The following is a 17255-nucleotide window of genomic DNA, read 5'->3' on the forward strand; positions in this document are numbered from 1 at the left end:
ACTAGGCCGCTCCTACAGGGACCGCTACGCATCAAGATAGGCGCTGTTGGCGTCGTACCCGGTGGGTATGGTCTATTGTGATGCGATGCATCACACCAGCGTGAAATGCTCGATCAACATCGAGGTCGAGTCGACTGCGGGCAAAGGCACCACCTTCAACGTGCGTATCCCGCTGCAGGTGGCGACGGTTGCTCAGAAGTCGTAGCGGCCAGTGACGCCAAGTGTGCGGGGTGTTCCCAACACCCCGGTGTAGGCACCGTTCGGTGAGTTCCACAAGGTGCTGTAGTAGGTCTTGTTGCCGGCATTGCGCAGCCACAGCGACAGGTCCCACTGGCCGTCGCCGAGGTCGCCGCGCACGCCCGCCGAAAGATTGACCACCGCATAACTGGGCAACTGCGCAAAGCGCGAGTCATCCACCGTGCCGACCGCGTGCGAGCGGAATGCATAGCTCGCATTGACGTAAGGCCGCAACATCCCAGCCTGCCATTCATAGGCGCCGTTGGCATTGAAGATCCACTTCGAGGCGCCGACCACCGCGTGCCCGCTCAGATCACAGGAGGCCGGTGCGCCCGGTTGCAAGGCGACCTCAGCCGGGCATGGCGCGTCGACGTAGTCGCGATAGCGCACGTCGTTCCACGAGCCGTTGAGGTTCAAGGTCAGACCGCGGGTCGGCAGCAACGTCGACTCAAGCTCCAGCCCGCGGCTGCGCACCGCTCCGGCGTTGGTCAGGTAGCTGGTGAGGTTGGCATCATCGTAGGCGTTGGTCTGGTAGCCATGCACCTCAGTCCAGAACAGGTTGGCATTGAGCAGCAGACGCTGATCGAACAGGCTGCTCTTGAGACCAAGCTCGGCATCGTTGGCGCGTTCGCTGCCAATCAACAGCGAGTCGGCGCCGGCCACCGGCGCGCTGGCCACGCTGAGGTTGACCCCGCCGGACTTCTCGCCGTGGGACAACGATGCGTATCCCATCACCTGATCATTGAAGTGGTAGGCGAGGCTGACCAGCGCCGAGGGGCTGAAACTGTACAGGCCAAGGTCGCCCGAGTCGTAAGCACCCAGCCGCGCCGCGCGCACGTTGGCAGCAGCACCCGTCACCGATGCGCCGCCGCTGGGCGCAAAACGGTTGACCCGCGCCTGTTTGACCTCATAAGTGCCGCGCAGACCGGCGCTCAGGTCCAGACGCGGCGTCAGGTGCCAGGTGCCCTGGGCGAACAAGGCAAAGCTGTCGGTATCGATGCGTCCCTTACCCAGGCTGGAGACATCGTTCAAGGCGCCTTGAGGCGTGCCGTTCCAGGTGTCGGCGAGCGGGCCGTAGTCGGTGAACACTTCATTGCGCATTTCCTGGCGCATGTAGTAAGCCCCGGCTACATAGTCGAACAACTCCCCGCGCGGCGAGGCCAGGCGCAGCTCCTGCGAATACTGGCGGTCGCGCGCCGACTGGCCGACATTGCGCATCACCGGTACGTTCAGCTCGTCATCGTTGCGCGGGGTGAAATCCCACCAGCGCCAGGCGGTGATCGAGGTCAGGGTGTAATCACCCGGCAGGGTCCAGTTGGCTTCCAGCGAGCTGCCGCCCTGAAATACGCGCACGTTCTGTTCGGCATCCAGATTGACCCGACGGCCCTCGGCCAACGTTGCGCCCACGGCTGCTGCGCGCTGCTGATAGCGGTTGACGCCGTTGATGGTCGGCCCGGTGCTGAACAACGAGCGCGTGCCTGCGCTGGAGTCTTCTTCGTTGTAGTCGGCGATCCAGCGCAGGTTGAAGCTGTCGTTGGGTTCGAACAGCAATTGCCCACGTAGGCCCTGGCGGGTGCCGCCACCCAGGGTTTCACCATTGAACTGGTTATCGACGTAGCCATTTTCTTCGCTGCGGTAGGCCGAAAGGCGCCCTGCCAAGGTGCTGCTCAATGGCCCGCCGAGGCTGGCGTGTGTCTGCTGATAGCCGCCTTCGCCGATCGATGTGGCGACGCTGCCCTCGGGGCTGAAGGTCGGCCGCCGAGTGCTGATATTGAGCACTCCGGCGGTGGTGTTCTTGCCAAACAAAGTGCCTTGCGGGCCGCGCAGCAGCTCCAGCTGCTCGATGTCGAGCAGGTCGAACACGGCCATGCCTGGTCGGCCGAGATAAACGTTGTCGAGGTAGATGCCGGCGCTGCCCTCGAGGCCGTCGCTCGCCGGATTGTTGCCCAGGCCGCGAATCGACAGGCTCGACTGACGGGCATGCATGAACGCGACGTTGACGCTGGGCATGGCTTGTTGCAGGTCTTGCAGCCGGTACAACCGTTGGTTCTGCAGGGTCTGCGCTGACAACACCGACATCGCTGAGGGCACGCTTTGCGCATCTTCCTCGCGGCGCCGGGCATTGACGGTAACGGTTTGCAGGCTCGTGTCATCGGCGTGCGCCGAGGCTGCGAGCGGCTCTGCGGCATGGCTTGGGCTGCACGCCAGCGCGAACAGGCCGGGGATAACCCGGGGCCAGAGGCACGCGCGGCGCTGATGAGAAAAACGCAGGTTCATCGGTAACTCCAGTGATGAGGCACCTCTCGCTGCGCGTGGTTTGCGTAAGCGTGATCGCAAGGGTTGGGGGTATTGGCTCAGTCGCGCAGCCAGGGGATGTCGGCGGCCTGATAGCGATGGGCGCGGAAGATCGCGTTGTTTTCACCGGGCAGGTACGCACGCGAGGCGGCGTCCGGGTACGCGGCAAAGTGCGGATTGATGTATTCCCATACCACTTCGCCGGCGCGGGTTACCTCGAACAGCCGGCCGAAGTTGGCTTCGGTGATCAAGGTATTGCCGTTATGCAGGCGTTGGGCACCGCCCATGAACGGGGTGAAGAAGGCATAGCCTGGGCTGTCGGCGTATTGCCATTCAATGCGCTGGGTATGCGGGTCGACTTCGATGACCCGCGAATGCGGCATCGACACGTGTGGCCGCGAGATGCCGTTGTCGAAGATCAGGATGCGCCCGTCCTCAAGTTCACTTGGGCAGTGCTGCTGGGCTACCACATCGTGACCCAGGCGCCAGAGCACGCGGTCGCTGGCCTTGTCCACGGCAATCACCGCCGACACGCTGCGCAGGCTGAGAATGACCTTGCCGTCGCGGCCCGGAGTAACTGCGTTGGTCATCGGCCAGTGATAGCGCTCAAAGCAAGCGTGCAGCGGGTAGTCTTCCGGCGCCAGGTGCTCCCAACTGCGCCATTGCCAGACCAGCGTGCCGCTGCGGTCAACCTCCTTGACCACATCGCCGTAGATCACCCCGCCTGCGGCCTCGCTGCCGGGGATACCGCCCTGGATGCGCTGCGCAAACGCTGCCGGCAGTGGCTCGGCGGTGGTGTAGAGCAGGTTGCCGTTGGCCAGCCATTGGGCATCGTGGTGGTGCGCCAGGTCGGTGTACTCCCAGACCACCTCGCCGTCCGGCGTAACCTCGCTGAAGGCACCGCCATGCCAGACCGACCAGCCGCCGAACAGCTCAGCCGAGTCTGGGTGGTTGCCGTTGTAGCCCAGGTTGCCATTGGCCAGGATCACCGCATCGCGGCCGGGCCGCTGCGGCAGTTTCCAGTGGTGTACCTGCTCACCGCGCAGGTTGATCAGGTACACGTTGCCGTCGGCGGTCTGCGGCGCAAACAGGGTGTAGCCGCCAGCCGAACGTTCGGCGTCGATGCCGATCAGGCCGGTGGCATGGCGGCGCAAGGTAGTGCGGTCGAGTGCGGGCATGGCTTTTCTCCAGATGAGCGCGGCCCTGCCGACGAGTGCGGCATGCTGCGCGGGGTTCAGGTCAGGGGCGGTGGGGCAACAGCGGGTTGTAGCGGTCGTCGAAGGCCTCGGCGACCTTGATCGGGCGGGGCAGCAAGCGCGCCTCGGTGAAGCGGTCAGCCAGACGTTGCTGCAGGTCGGTCACCCGTGGGTCCAGCGCCACGTAGTGCAGCTGCTGGCTGGCGAGCATCTCCTGCAGCAAGGGCAACGGCAGGCGGGTGACTGTGGCCAGTTGCGCGGCCCAGGCGTCGGGATGCGCGGTGGCCCAGTCCTGCGCGCGCGCCAGGCGCTGGATGAAGTCGCCAAGCAGCTCGGCCTTGACCGGGTCTTGCAGCGCCGCGAGGCTGGCGACGGTGAAGTTGAGGCCGGTTTCTGGCCATTGGCTGCCGTCGAGCAGCTTGCGCGCACCGCGCGAGGTGGCCTGGCCGACAAATGGATACCACACCGCCCAGGCATCCAGCTTGCCGCTGGCGAAGGCGTTTTGCGCATCGACCGGGCTGGCGTAGATCAGCTCGACGTCGCTGCTGCGCAACCCGGCCTGGGCAAGCGCTGCCAGCAGCAGATAGTGACCGCTGGTGCCCTTGGCCACGGCAATCCGTTTGCCCTTGAGCTCGGCTACCTGGCTAATCGACGAGTTGCCCTGAACCAGCAGGGCGTTGTTGTTCTGCGCGCCTTCGGCAGCGGCTACCACCCGCACATCGAAGCCGCCGGCCTGGGCGAAGACGGGCGGAGCATTGCCGACTACGCCGACATCCACTGCCGCAGCGTTCAGGGCTTCCAGCAATGCAGTGCCGGCCGCAAAAGGATGCCAGTCGAGGCGATAAGGCAGCCCTTGATCCTCACCCGCTGCCGCCAGCAGGGCCTGGGTCAAGCCGCTCTGGTCACCCACCTCCAGTTCGGCCACCGACGCTGCCTGAGCGGGCAGGGCGGCGAACAGCAGGCTGGTCAACAACAGCTGTGCCAGGGGGCGCGCAAGGTACTTGGCAGGCAACGATTTTGTCGGCATCGTCTGGGCTCTTGAATTGGAAAGTGCACTCAGTATGTCCACGCGGCCTCGTCCCCACCATGTCAAACACCCCTCGTTTTCTGCCATGACGGCGCCGCGAACGGTACTGGTGCTGGCCTTCCCCGGCGCACTGCTGCTCAACGCCGCCGGGCCGTTGGAGGTGTTCGCCGCCGCGCCACGGGTACTTGCTGGCGAGTTGGCAAGTAACCCGCCGTATCGGGTGGTGTTGGCCTCGCCCGCAGGGGGCGAGGTCGAGACGATCTCCGGTATTGGGGTCATGACCCGCTCTTTGCAGGAGGTCGAGGCCGAGGCAGTGCTGGACACGCTGATCGTGATTGGCGGGCCGGGGGTGGCCGCGCTGGAGCGTGACGCCGAGGTGATTGCGTGGTTGCAACGGCGTGCGCCGAGTGCGCGGCGCGTCTGCTCGATTGGCAGCGGCGCGTTTGCCTTGGCCGCTGCCGGCCTGCTCGACGGGCGGCGGGTGGTCACCCACTGGCAGTTTGCCGAGAGCCTGCAGCGCAGTTACCCGGCATTGACCGTCGAGAACGACGGGCTTTACCTGCACGACGGCGCGCTGTGGACCTGTGGTGGCGCCAGTGCCGGGATCGATCTAGGGCTGGCGTTGGTCGAGGAGGACCTCGGCCCCCATGCTGCGCTGGCCCTGGCCCGCTACTTCACGCTGTTTCTGCGCCGCTCGGCCGAGCAGGCCCAGCTCAGCGCACCGCTCAAGGCGCAGAGCGATGCCCTGCGTAGCGACCGTGATCAGCGCCTGGTGCGCCTGCATGGCTGGATTGCCGAGAACCTCGACAGTGATCTGCGCGTCGAGCGCCTGGCCGAGAAGTTCGGTATGAGCCCGCGCCATTTTGCCCGCGCCTACACCGCAGCCACCGGCGGCACCCCGGCACAGACGGTCGAGACCTTGCGCCTCGAGGCTGCCTGCCGCTTGCTCGAGACCAGCCAGGAGCCGATCAAGCGGATTGCCGAAACCAGCGGCTTCGGCAATGAAGAGCGCATGCGCCGTAGCTTCCAGCGCCAGCTCGGCGTGAGCCCGTTGGCCTATCGCTCACACTCGCGGCTCACCTCAGCGACGCAGGACGCGCCAGCGGCAGGGCAGACCGGGTATCGCCATGACCCCCGGCTGGAGATTGCCATGGAGCACCTGGCGCAGTAGCCAGCGGCTATTTGCAGTTGCCTGCCTTGCGGTACCCGGCAGCCTGCGCCTGGGCTTCGGAGTCGAACGTCACCTGGTTCTTGCTGGCGACCTGGCTGTAGCTCGGGCAGCCGCTGGGCAGGTGATAGACGTGGCTGTTGCGGTTACCGATGATTGTGCCGGTGTTGGCACTGGCCAGTGACGGTTGTGGAGCAGGGCGCGCTGCTTTGCTCGGAACACTGCTGACCACGCCATCGGCCACCGGCTTGTAGCCCGGCGTCCAGCTGCGGGCGCCGGTCACGAACGGGTTGGAATGGCCCATGACGGCGCTGATGCGCCGGTCGCGTTCCTTCTCCCAGGCCGTCACCGGGTGCTGTTTGTCCCAGGCCATCAGCAGCTGTTGCTGTTGCCGCGACATGTTCAGGTTGTAGCGATCGAACATGTAGAAGGTGGTGCGTGCCACCAGGCCTTTGACCTCGTCACGCGGCTCGGCGGCGCGCTGGTTGAAGTCGACGCGGGTCTGGCACTGGCCATATTGCGGGCCGACGCTTGCGGCCATGCCGTAATTGAAGTTGCTGCGGTCGCCATTCACTTCACCCACGGCCGGGTAGAGGTTGAACAGGTCGGCTTCCATCGCCTTGAACACCGGATCGTCGTTGGCGCAGTTTTCGCGGCCGCCGTTCTTCCAGCACTGGCGCTGGTGGCCGAAGGTCCAGGCCGGGACGATGTGCTCCCATTCGGTACGCTCGGCGCGGCTTTGTTGCTTGCGGGTCTGGTAGCCGCACGACGCCGGGTCGATGCGGCCGCCGGACTTGCCGACCCAGGTCCATTTGCAGCCACAGTACAGCTCGCCCATGGCGCTGCTGGCCTGGTCCAGATAGATCTTCTGTTTGGCGACGACTTTGGCTTCGGTGAAGGTGGCAGGTGGTGTGGCGAAGGCGGGGTAAATGACCGCGAGGCTCAGCCCGAGGACATACAGCAGTTTTTTCATGGTCAGGCTTATCAGTCAGGCTTATCAGATTGGGGCGCGCATTATACGCACGAAACCTGTCTATCTTGCCTACATCAGGGCAGGCTTATGCCTACAGCCAAACACCCTTTGGCCATGCAGAGGTGCTGGCTTGCAGCCATGTTTATCCAAGGTTCTGGCCCGCCAGCATTCGCGCTGCCAGGTAGCCAAAGGTCATACCGGGGCCGAGGGTGATGCCGCCGCTGGGGTAATAGCCGCGCATGATGCTGTTCATGTCATTGCCCACCGCGAACAGCCCAGGGATCGGCGTTTGCTGTTGGTCGAGCACGCGGGCCTGGGCATCGGTGACCAGCCCGGTGAATGTGCCAAGGCTGCCCGGCACCAGCTTGACCGCGTAGAACGGGCCCTGCCGGACACTGCCCAATGACGGGTTGGGGCCGTGCAAGGGTTCACCCTGGGCCCGGTTGTAGGCTGACTCGCCACGTTGAAACAGCGGGTCGCGGCCCTGTTCTGCATGCTGGTTGAAGCGGGCCACGGTCGCTTGCAATTGCTCGCCATCGATCCCGCACTGGTCGGCCAGTGCCGCCAATGTGGGCGCCTTGTGCAGGTAGCCTTGGCGCACGTAGGGGGTGGTCGGAAACGGCCATGGCTTTGACCAGCCGAGGCCATAGCGGCGCTGCGCGCGGTGGTCGCAGATCAGCCAGGCCACCGGGCTTTCATTCGACGCGGTGGCGGCAAACAGCGCGCACATGAAATCGTGGTAGGAGTCGGCCTCATTGACGAAGCGTTGGCCATTTTGCCGCACCGCGATAAAGCCCGGCTTGGCCCGTTCCATAAGGTGGGCGAAGCCGCTGAAGCCGCCATCGGCACGCGGCACCCGCGACACCGGTGCCCAGGCAGCGCCATGGGCCATGTCGGCGCTCACCTGCGCACCGACGCTTTCACCCAGGCGCAGGCCATCACCGCTGTTGCCCTTTGGCGCGGCGCTCAAGTGCTCGCTGCCGTCGGCACAGTGAGCGAGCAACTGTGCGCTGCGGTGGCGATCGTGGGGGAAGCCGCCGCATGCCAGCACTACTCCGCGCCTGACGTGTACCTGGACACGTCGCCCGCCGTGCTCAACCGTCGCTCCGAGCACGCGCTGGCCGTCGCTGAGCAATGCGCGGACAGGGGTTTCGGCAAGTAGCTGCACATCGCGTTGGAGGGCGCTCTTCAGCAGGCGTGCGACCAGCGCATTGCCGTTGACCAGGTGCATGCCGCGGCCATGCCAAAGCATGTCTCGGGCATGGCGCAATACGCGCATGCCGGCGTAGCGCAGTGAGCGCCAGCGGTGTCTGGCATTGAGCAGATGATTCAGGTCAGCGCCGCCGGCAATGCCCATGCCGGCCGGACTGATCAGGTCGAGTGGGCGCCGCAGCTTGTTGATCCAAGGCCCCAGCTCGCGGCCGTCATAGGGCTCGGCGCAGACCGAGCGGCCGCCTTTGGCATGGCCCGCGCTGGCGTGAAAATCAGGCATCGTGCTGCCGCAGAAAAATTTCACTTCGGTGTGCTGCTGGAAGAAACCGACCATCTCCGGGCCGTGGCGCAAGTACGCCTCCAGGCGCGTATCGAGCTGATCACAATGCAATTCGTTGCACAGGTAGAGCCGCGCCTGCTCGATATCGGCGGCCCCGCCATCAGCGCCCGCCAACGGATTGCCAGGGACCCACAACCAGCCCCCGGACCAGGCGCTGGTGCCGCCGAAAACCGGCGCCTTCTCGACCACGATGACCTCCAGCCCCAGCTCGGCAGCGGTGACGGCTGCAGCCAGGCCCGCGGCGCCGGAGCCGACCACCAGCACATCGCATTGCAGGGTTTGACTGGCCGACAGGGCAGCAGTGTTCGACGGCAAAGCGCTCAAGGCAGCCTCCGTTGTAATGGCTTGAAGAAGCGGCTGCGCCCGAGCGGGCGCGAGCCTTAGGGACCTGCGCGGTTATTGCAGCGGCGAGAAATCGGTCGGGCGCAGCAGGCGCGACTCCAGCGTGACTACCGCATCGAGCGCTTTGTTCTGGCGGGCGAACTCCAGCCAGCGCGGATCGGCCGCCATTGCTGCGCGGCGGGCGGTGCGCTCATCCAAGCTGGTGTAGGCCCACAGGTGTACCACCTGGTTGACCTCGCCAATTTCGGTGGTGAAAAAGCCGACCAGATTGCCCAGGTGCTCTTGCTGTACTTCCAGCGCAGCGCTTTTGTACAACGCCAGCCAGTCAGCCAGCTTGGTCGGTTTCAGGGTGTAGGTGCGTAGTTCATAGAACATGCTGCTCTCCAGAGGGCTGTGTTGAGTGGGTTGAGGTGGTTGCGGTGGCGCCATTCAGGCGCCCGGCGATGTCTTTGGCAGCCAGATAGGCAAAGGTCAGGGCAGGGCCGAGGGTGATGCCCGGCCCTGGATAGGTGCCGGCCATGATCGAGTTCATTTCGTTGCCGGCGGCATACAGCCCGGCGATCGGTTCGCCCTGTGCGTTGAGCACATTGGCCTGGCCGTTGGTGATCAGCCCGCGTGCCGAACCGAGGTCGCCGGTGTGCAGGCGTATGGCGTAGTAGGGCGGCTTGTTCAGCGGCCTCAGGCAGGGGTTGGGCGTGTGCAACGGGTCGCCCATATAGCGGTTGTAGGCATTGCTGCCCTTGCCGAACTGGCGGTCGACGCCTGCCGCTGCGTCGTTGTTGAAGCGCTGTACGGTCTGCGCCAATTTGCTGGGGTCGATCGCCAGCCGCGCGGCCAACTCGGCCAGGCTATCGGCCCGTAGCAAGTAGCCGGCTGCGATCAATGCGCTGTTGTCGACCGGCCGCGGTCGCGCCAGGCCCAGGCCGTAGGTGTTCAGCGCCTCGCCGTCACAGACCAGCCAGCAGGGCGCGTTGGCTCCGCCGTTGGCAAACATCGCCTCGACAAAACTGTGATAGGAGTTGGCTTCGTTGACGAAGCGCTGGCCGTCCTGATTGACCGCAATCACCCCCGGCTTGGCGCGGTCGGTGACCAGGTGGGGAAAGCGCTCCTCGCTGCCGTCGGCCTTGCGCAGGCGCGAGACCGGCGCCCAGAAGAAGTTGGCTGCCAGTTGCTCGCCCAGCGCTGCCTGCACCGATGCCGCCAGGCGCTGGCCATCGCCGACATTGGCTGGTGGCGACATGCTCAAGTGCGGCGCAGCACTGGCCGGGCGCCACTGCCCGGCGTGTTCGCCAGCAGCAAAGCCGCCCATGGCCAGCAGCACCCCGCCCCGGGCGCGCACGGCGTGTTCCTCGCCGCGCCAGTGGATGCGCACGCCGCTGACCACACCGTCCTCGACGATCAACGCCTGCGCCGAAGCCTCGAGCCAGAGCTCGACACCATTGGCAAATGCCGTGGTGGCCAGCCGCGCGATCAACGCATTACCGACCGTCAGGCGGGTGCCGCGCGGGTGACTGAGACGATCCAGGCCATAACGCGCAAGCAGTTTCAGGCAATGGCCGAGCGAACGCAGCGAGCGCTTGCAGCTGAGAAAATGCTGGATGTCGACCCGATTGACCATCATCCCGCCAAACAGCAGCATGCCGTCCGGTGGTTGTTTCAGGTGCCTGAACTGCGCGCCCAGGCGGCGCCCGTCGTACTCGTCGATCTCCAGCGCGCGCCCGCTCTGGGTCGCGCCGGGCAGGTCCGGGTAATAATCCGGCGACAACGGCCGCAGGCTGTATTTGAGTTCGCTGTTCTGTTGCAGAAAACGCAGCGCCTCACGGCCATGTTCGATGAAGGCGTCGACCAGTTCGGGCTGATAGTTGGCGCCGATGACCTGCTGCAGATACAGGCGCATTTGCTCGGCCGGCAACTGCAGCCCGGCGGCGCGCGCCTGGTCGGTGTCATGCAGCCAGACCGCACCGCCGGAAATCGCCGATGTACCGCCAAAACGGTCGGCTTTTTCCACCAGCAGCACGTTCAAGCCAAGGCTGCTGGCACTTACCGCAGCGGCGAAACCGGCAGCGCCGCTGCCGAGCACGATCAGGTCATAATTTTTGTTGTTCATGTCTGTCACCTGATTGACCCTGCGGGTCAGATATCCAGCGGAGTCACGCCCATGAAATGGCCGAGATTGCCCAACTGCGCCAGCGCCATCTCCGGGCCGGTCTGGATGGCGCAGCCCATGCCCCGGGCAAACGACAGGAACGGCGTGAGCGCCGGCGCCGTGACTACGTCGGCAACCAGGGTGCTGTCGCGCAGTGTCTGCATCAGCGCGACCGGCAGTGGCATCGGCCCGTCGCCAGTAGCGCCCATGCCCACCGGCGAGGCGTTGACCACCAGATCGAATTCGGCCAGCGAGGCGGGGCTGGCGCTGATGGCGATATGCGGGAAGGAGGTGCGCAGCAGCTCAGCCAGCGCTTCGACCCGCCGGCCGTCGAGGTCGCTGATGGCCAACCGGATCAGTCCGGCCTGGCACAGCGAATAGGCGATGGCGCTGCCAACGCCACCAGTGCCGATCACCAGTGCGTTTTTATTGCGCGGATCGAAGCCCTGCTTGCGCGCGGCATTGAGAAAGCCCTCGCCATCGACGATGTCGCCGAGTAAACGGCCATCGGCTTCACGGCGAATCACATTGACCGTGCCCAGCGCCTGGGAGCGTTCGCTGAGGCCGTCCAGGCGGCTGGCCAGCTGCTGCTTGTAGGGCACGGTGACCACGCATCCGCGCAGGTTGTGCCAGCCGCGCAGCATCGTCACAAAGCCATCAAGGGCCGTGTGCTGCAGGTCGATGGCGAGCATGGCGGTGTCCTGACCTTGCTCGGCGAACCAGCGATTGAAGTTTTCCGGTGACTTCACCTGGGCAATAGGTGAGCCGACAATGGCGACCAGTTGGGTCGATCCCTTGATCATATGCAGCACTCGCTGGTTGGCTTTGTTGTGAGCCGATAGTGCGAGCTGCGGCTTGCAGCAACAATCAAGGTGAACGCCAGATCGGTTGATAATCGCACTCATCCCTTTAATGAGCGCAGGCGCCATGAAGCAGCCCACTATCCACTCGCGCGATCTGATCGTCGGGCTGCAAAAAGGCCTGGCACTGATGCAGTTGTTTTCCCAGGACCACCCGCGCCTGAGCGTGCCCGAGGCGGCGCGGCTCGCCGACATGACCCATAGCGCCGCACGGCGCTTCCTGCTGACCCTGGTGCATGACGACTATGCGCAAACCGATGGCCGCTATTACTGGCTGACTGCCAAAGCCCTGCGCATCGGCCAGGCCTACGTCGATTCGGCGGTTTTGCCGCGCATGCTGCGGCCGATCGTCGAGCAGGTCGCGCGAACCACTCAGGAGCATGTTTCGGTCGGGGTGCGTGATGGCGACGACATCGTGCATATCGTACGCAGCCGCTACAGCCACATCGCGTCGCTGTCGATCCGTCCCGGCTCGCGGGTGCCGATGTACTGCACCGGCAGCGGTCGGCTATGGCTGGCGAGCCTCGATGAAGAAGCGCTGGCGGGCTATTTTGCGCGTAACCCGCTGCGGGCGATTACCCCGTATACCTTGATCGACGAGACAGAGGTGCGCGCCCAGATCAACCTGGCCCGCGAGCGCGGGTATGTGTTGCTGGATCAGGAATACGAGGTGGGGATGCGTGTGCTGAGCGTGCCGCTGATCGATCGGGAAGGGCGGTTGCAGGCGGTCCTGACCATCACCACCCATGCCTCGCGAATGACCACCGAGCAGATGCGCGAACGCTATTTGTCGGCGTTGTACGAGGGCCAGGCGTTGTTGCGGCCGATCATGACCTTGTAGCTGAGGGTAGTTCGCCGCCAGCGCCTGAGCGATAGCGGCGAACGTTTGGCTCAGTCAGCCTGTTCCTGGCGCAGTCGCGTCAGCAGCGCCTCTGCCGTCGCTTCCGACGATGCCGGGTTCTGGCCGGTGATCAGGTTGCCGTCCTCGACCACGTAACTGGCCCAGTCGGCGGCTTTGGAGTAGTTGCCGCCTTTGCCCTTGAGCATGTCTTCGACCAGAAACGGCACCACCTTGGTCAGGCCGACGGCTTCTTCCTCGGAGTTGGTGAAGCCGGTCACGCGCTTGCCTTGGACGACCGGGGTGCCATCAGCTGCGTTGACGTTTTTCAGCACGCCTGGGGCATGGCACACGGCGGCTACCGGTTTGTTCGAGGCGTAGAAGGCCTCGATCAGGGTTTTCGAGTCGAGGTCTTCGGCCAGATCCCACAGTGGGCCGTGGCCGCCTGGGTAGAACACTGCATCGAAGTCGTACGGGTCGATCTCGCCCAGCGGCAGGGTGTCGGCGAGTAGCGCTTGCGCTTTGCTGTCAGCGGCGAAGCGGCGGGTGGCTTCGGTTTGTGCGTCGGGTTCATCGCTTTTCGGGTCCAGTGGCGGCTGGCCGCCTTTGGGCGAGGCGAGGGTGACCTCGGCCTGGGCGTCGATGAAGGTGTAATAAGGGGCGGCGAACTCTTCCAGCCAGAAGCCGGTTTTCTTGCCGGTGTCGCCGAGTTGGTCGTGGGATGTCAGGACCATCAGAATCTTCATGTGAGGCTGTCCTCCAGAGCTGGATGTGTAGGTGCGTTTATTTCAGAGGCTTGGCTGGCGCAGACGTTCAACGATTCCGGCCATGAGCCCAGAAACAGCTGGGAGGCGCTGCGAGTCAACCTCAAGCATCCACCCCACCGGCAATCGCAGACAAAGCCCTGAACGCATCACTGCCCAACGGCCGACTCAAGTAATACCCTTGACCTTCATCACACGCCACCGCCTGCAGCAGTTTCAGGTGATCCGTAGTTTCCACGCCTTCAGCGGTAACCGTGAGAGACAACGCTCGGCCCAAGCCAACGATGGCCTGAATGATCGCCTGATCACTTTCGTTGTTGCTGCTCTGGTCCAACCGACTAAGAAAGCTTCGGTCGATCTTCAAGCCATCGAACGGAAACGCGCGCAGGTAGCTCAACGACGAATAACCCGTTCCAAAATCATCAAGGGCGATGCGCACGCCCAAGCGTTTAAGCGTGCGCATGATCTCTAGCGCACCCGCAGCATCGTCGAGCATGACCCCTTCGGTGATTTCCAGCTCAAGCCGAGCAGGGGCGATGTTGCTGGCGCTCAGCACATGCTGGATCCGCTCGATCAGGTTGCCGCGTTTGAATTCGGATGGCGACAGGTTGACCGATACAAACAGCTGCGCGGGCCAGTTGGCGGCATTGCGGCAGGCCTGTTCGAGCACCCAGTTGCTCAACGCCAGGATCAACCCGGACTCTTCGGCAATCGGCACGAACACATCCGGTGCGATCTGTCCGCGCAGCGGATGCTGCCAGCGCACCAGGGCTTCGGCGCCGACCATCTGGCCGTCGGCGATGCGGTAGCGGGGCTGGAAGTGCAGCTCCAGCTCGCCGTTCTTGATCGCCTGGCGCAGGTCGCTTTCCAGGCGTCTGCGCTCGATGATCCGCGCGTTCATGTCGCCGGCATAGAAGCGCCAGGTGTTGCGCCCGCCGCTCTTGGCTTCATACAGGGCGATGTCGGCATAGCGCAGCAGTGCGGTCGCCTCGCAGGCATCGTGCGGGGCCATGGCAATGCCGATGCTAGCACTGATGAACACCTCTTGGTCTTCGATCGCGATCGGCATTTCGATGGAGGCGATCAGCCGCCGGCACAGGGTTTCGACCTCTTCCTGAGAACTGACATCGGTCACGATCAGGACGAATTCGTCGCCGCCCACCCGCGCTACCAGGTCGGCATGCCGTACGCAATCGGCCAGGCGACTGGATACTTCATTGAGTACCCGATCACCGGCGGCATGGCCGAGCAGGTCGTTCACCGGTTTGAAGCGGTCCAGGTCCAGGCAGAGCATCACCAGCGGCTGCTCGACAGTGGGCTGGGCCTTCAGTTTGCCGTCGAGGAAGGCCTGCAGGCGGGTGCGGTTGGGCAGGCCAGTCAGGGCATCGTGCTGAGACAGGAACTCGATGCGCCGGCGCGCTTCGACTTCTTCGGTGACATCGGTAGCGGTGCCGCGCACGCCGCCGTCGGGCAAGGTGCGTGCTGACAGGCGGGTGATCCGTGCTTGCCCGCGGGCATCCAGGTAGCGGCATTGCACACTGATCTCGGGGCGGCGGTTGGGAATGCTCAGCCACTGCGATAGCAGACCCATTTCGGTGGTCAGCAGATCGTCGATGTGGGCGCCCAGCCAAGTGTCGCTGGACAGTCCAGTCACGCACTGAAAGCGCTCCGACAGGTAAGTGAAGCGCAGGGCCGCGTCGACCTCCCAGATCCAGTCGGAGCTGGCTTCGGCAACATCGCGAAAGCGCGCTTCGCTGGTGGCCAGGGCAGCCTGGCTGTGTTGCAACGAGGCAAAGCTGGCGTCCAGCGCCTGGGCGGCGGCGGTGGTGCGGCGCAGGATCACCCAAGTCATCAGCGCCACCAGCAAAGCGGCCAGGCCGATCAGCGGCAGGCCACCGGCCAGCAGGCGCCAACCCGGCTGAGCTGGGGTCCATTGCAGGGTGCCGCCGTCATCGGCCAGCGTTACTACGCTATCAACGGAATGCTGACCATGGCTTGCTACACGCAGCTGAGCTACACCGAAGTCGGTGCCCAGGGCAGCCAGTTTTTTCGGGTCCAACACATCGACAAAGATCAGCACCGAGTGTGCTCGGTTGTCTGGCGTGACGGTGGGATCGGTGCCTGGGGTGATGGCCGCTGCGGCAATCACTGCGGGCGCACCGCCAATATTGATATAGCGGGTAACGGAGGTTTGCGCCTCGGCACCGGCCCGGGCCGCGTCGGCGATGCCGGCAATGGGCTGACGCAGCCAGTCGCTGGCCTCTTCACTGCGCTGTTTGCCATCGATTACCGAATACACCGTGCGGTTCTGGTCATCGACCACGAACAGCCCCTGAAAGCCGAAGTCGTCGTACAGCGTCGGGCCGATATTCTGATTGATGTAGGCCCAGTCGGTGTCGACCTCGGCGTGCAAATGGCGGTAAGCATCGCCCCAGAAGGCATAATCCTGAACCGTTACGGCCAAGGATTTTTCCAGCGACTGCACCGCCTTGCGCACGTAGAAGGCATTTTTTTCCTGCTCAGTGCGGTCGAGATCCTGCGCCAGATAGACCAGCGAAATGGCGGCGAGCAAAAACACGCCAGCGAGCAGCGCAACGAATTTGAAAAGTGGCGCACTGGCCAACCGTACGCTGGAAGGGCTGACAGCATTGGAAGACCTGTTGGACATGGATTGCGCTGCTCGAAAGGGCTCATGGATGTTATCGGCTGCGTGAACTCGAGGATGAGGAGTGGCGGGCAGTTCCCGATGAACTGTCTATCGGTTGGCGCCGTTCATGACTTACCAACTGATCGGCTTGCCATCCCAGGCCCAGAAACTACCGCTCTGCTCGGGCCCATGCTGGCGTGCCAGCTCGAGGATGCACTTGGCGGCAAACGCAGTGGTGAATAGCTGCTCGGCGGGTACATTGGCCTGAAACGGCCGGGACAGCTGTGTGTCAGTGGTGCCAGGGTGCACCAGCAATACGGTGGATGCCGGGTTGACTCGGCGCAGTTCGATGCTGGCGGTGCGCAGCAATTGATTAAGGGCGGCTTTGCTGGCGCGGTAGCTGTACCAGCCGCCAAGCTGGTTGTCGTCGATCGAACCGACCCGTGCCGACAGCGCAACGAAGGTTGTCGGTTGCCTGCGCAGCAGTGGCAGCAAGTGCTTGAGCAGCAGCACTGGAGCAAAGGCATTGGTCGCGAAAGTGGCTTGCAGGCCGCTGAGGTCGAGTTGCGCCAGGCTCTTTTCGGCGCGGGCGCCGTCCTGCTGAAGAATACCCAGAGTGCTGATCACCAGGTGCAAGTGTTGGCAGCTCGCGCCAACTTCGCGCGCCAACTGCGCCAGCGCTTGCTCATCGCGGGCATCGCAGTCAAACCGCAGCAGGCGTTGGCCATGGTCCTGGGCCAATGCTTCCAGCTCAGCGCTGGTACTGGCGTGCCGCGCTACTGCGTATACCCGCTCGACGTCAGGGTGGGCGAGCAGGCTTTGACACAGAGCCAGGCCAATGCCTTGGCTGGCGCCGCAGATCAGTGCACTGGCAGGGGCAGCGAGCGCGGGAATCAGTTTCATCGACTACCTCGGAAACGCAAAAAACGGCCGTCCGAGGACGACCGTTCTGGGTTACGTTGGCGACACTATCAGTGTTTGTCCACTGTGTTCTTCACATCGCCTACCACTTGCTGAGCTTCACCTTTCTTCTCCTGAACCTTGCCTTTGACTTCCAGTTCAGTGTTGTCGGTGGCCTTGCCAACGGCTTGTTTTACTTTACCAACAGCTTCGTTGGCCATGCCTTTGATTTTGTCAGAAGTACCGCTCATGGACGTTCTCCTAGCTCAATAGTATGTGTGTGTCGTCGACATCTTTAATGACCGCTTGC

At 64.0% G+C, this 17255-nt stretch carries 14 protein-coding genes; 2 read left to right on the top strand and 12 right to left on the bottom strand.

All coding sequences use genetic code 11. From position 1 onward, the window contains the following. Positions 1 to 192: 192 nt before the first annotated feature. The 3 genes from IDM28_RS09120 to IDM28_RS09130 all read right to left on the bottom strand — a co-directional run bounded on the left by IDM28_RS09120 (position 193) and on the right by IDM28_RS09130 (position 4755). Positions 193 to 2514 carry a TonB-dependent receptor gene (locus IDM28_RS09120; protein WP_188035761.1) on the bottom strand — a complete coding sequence of 774 codons (2322 nt, stop codon included), beginning with the start codon at positions 2512 to 2514 and terminating at the stop codon, positions 193 to 195. Between the two features lie 77 nt (positions 2515 to 2591). Further along, positions 2592 to 3710, bottom strand: a complete 1119-nt coding sequence (locus IDM28_RS09125) for an aryl-sulfate sulfotransferase (protein WP_188035762.1) — start codon at positions 3708 to 3710, stop codon at positions 2592 to 2594. A gap of 61 nt (positions 3711 to 3771) precedes the next feature. Beyond that, positions 3772 to 4755: an aliphatic sulfonate ABC transporter substrate-binding protein gene (locus IDM28_RS09130; RefSeq protein WP_101318651.1), complete on the bottom strand. Its 984-nt coding sequence runs from the start codon at positions 4753 to 4755 to the stop codon at positions 3772 to 3774. Between the two features lie 85 nt (positions 4756 to 4840). On the opposite strand from IDM28_RS09130, the gene IDM28_RS09135 reads away from it, so the two are divergent. Further along, entirely contained in the window at positions 4841 to 5926 is a 1086-nt protein-coding gene (locus tag IDM28_RS09135; protein ID WP_188035763.1) for a GlxA family transcriptional regulator, read from the top strand. 7 nt (positions 5927 to 5933) lie between these two features. Here the strand turns inward: IDM28_RS09135 and IDM28_RS09140 are convergent, their stop codons facing one another. The 5 genes from IDM28_RS09140 to IDM28_RS09160 all read right to left on the bottom strand — a co-directional run bounded on the left by IDM28_RS09140 (position 5934) and on the right by IDM28_RS09160 (position 11739). Continuing rightward, positions 5934 to 6896 carry an endonuclease gene (locus tag IDM28_RS09140; protein WP_150573855.1) on the bottom strand — a complete coding sequence of 321 codons (963 nt, stop codon included), beginning with the start codon at positions 6894 to 6896 and terminating at the stop codon, positions 5934 to 5936. A gap of 142 nt (positions 6897 to 7038) precedes the next feature. Further along, complete coding sequence (locus tag IDM28_RS09145; protein ID WP_262500045.1) at positions 7039 to 8772, bottom strand: FAD-dependent oxidoreductase; 1734 nt, start codon at positions 8770 to 8772, stop codon at positions 7039 to 7041. A gap of 72 nt (positions 8773 to 8844) precedes the next feature. Further along, entirely contained in the window at positions 8845 to 9165 is a 321-nt protein-coding gene (locus IDM28_RS09150; RefSeq protein ID WP_150569518.1) for an NIPSNAP family protein, read from the bottom strand. Next, the gene (locus tag IDM28_RS09155) at positions 9155 to 10897 is read right to left on the bottom strand and encodes an FAD-dependent oxidoreductase (RefSeq protein ID WP_188035764.1); all 1743 of its coding nucleotides are present in this window, start codon (positions 10895 to 10897) and stop codon (positions 9155 to 9157) included. The genes IDM28_RS09150 and IDM28_RS09155 overlap by 11 nt, the downstream gene beginning before the upstream one ends. Before the next feature lie 26 nt (positions 10898 to 10923). After that, the gene (locus IDM28_RS09160; protein WP_188035765.1) at positions 10924 to 11739 is read right to left on the bottom strand and encodes a shikimate dehydrogenase family protein; all 816 of its coding nucleotides are present in this window, start codon (positions 11737 to 11739) and stop codon (positions 10924 to 10926) included. A 124-nt stretch (positions 11740 to 11863) separates the two neighbouring features. Between IDM28_RS09160 and IDM28_RS09165 the strand changes: the two genes are divergently transcribed. Further along, complete coding sequence (locus IDM28_RS09165; RefSeq protein ID WP_101318663.1) at positions 11864 to 12637, top strand: IclR family transcriptional regulator C-terminal domain-containing protein; 774 nt, start codon at positions 11864 to 11866, stop codon at positions 12635 to 12637. A gap of 50 nt (positions 12638 to 12687) precedes the next feature. On the opposite strand, the gene IDM28_RS09170 is transcribed toward IDM28_RS09165, so the two are convergent. From IDM28_RS09170 to IDM28_RS09185, 4 genes are all read right to left on the bottom strand, one after another. After that, positions 12688 to 13380, bottom strand: a complete 693-nt coding sequence (locus tag IDM28_RS09170; protein WP_188035766.1) for a type 1 glutamine amidotransferase domain-containing protein — start codon at positions 13378 to 13380, stop codon at positions 12688 to 12690. Positions 13381 to 13501: 121 nt separating this feature from the next. Next, positions 13502 to 16066 (bottom strand): EAL domain-containing protein, encoded by a 2565-nt coding sequence (locus IDM28_RS09175; protein WP_188035767.1) that lies wholly within the window; start codon positions 16064 to 16066, stop codon positions 13502 to 13504. A gap of 111 nt (positions 16067 to 16177) precedes the next feature. Beyond that, a complete protein-coding gene (locus tag IDM28_RS09180) occupies positions 16178 to 16948 on the bottom strand; it encodes an SDR family NAD(P)-dependent oxidoreductase (RefSeq protein ID WP_188035768.1) in 771 nt (256 codons plus the stop codon). A gap of 68 nt (positions 16949 to 17016) precedes the next feature. Next, positions 17017 to 17196 (bottom strand): CsbD family protein, encoded by a 180-nt coding sequence (locus IDM28_RS09185; RefSeq protein WP_101318671.1) that lies wholly within the window; start codon positions 17194 to 17196, stop codon positions 17017 to 17019. Positions 17197 to 17255 lie beyond the last annotated feature (59 nt).

The sequence above is a fragment of the Pseudomonas sp. EZ-C24 genome, assembly GCF_014525325.1.
GTDB classification, from domain to species: Bacteria; Pseudomonadota; Gammaproteobacteria; order Pseudomonadales; family Pseudomonadaceae; genus Aquipseudomonas; species Aquipseudomonas shirazensis.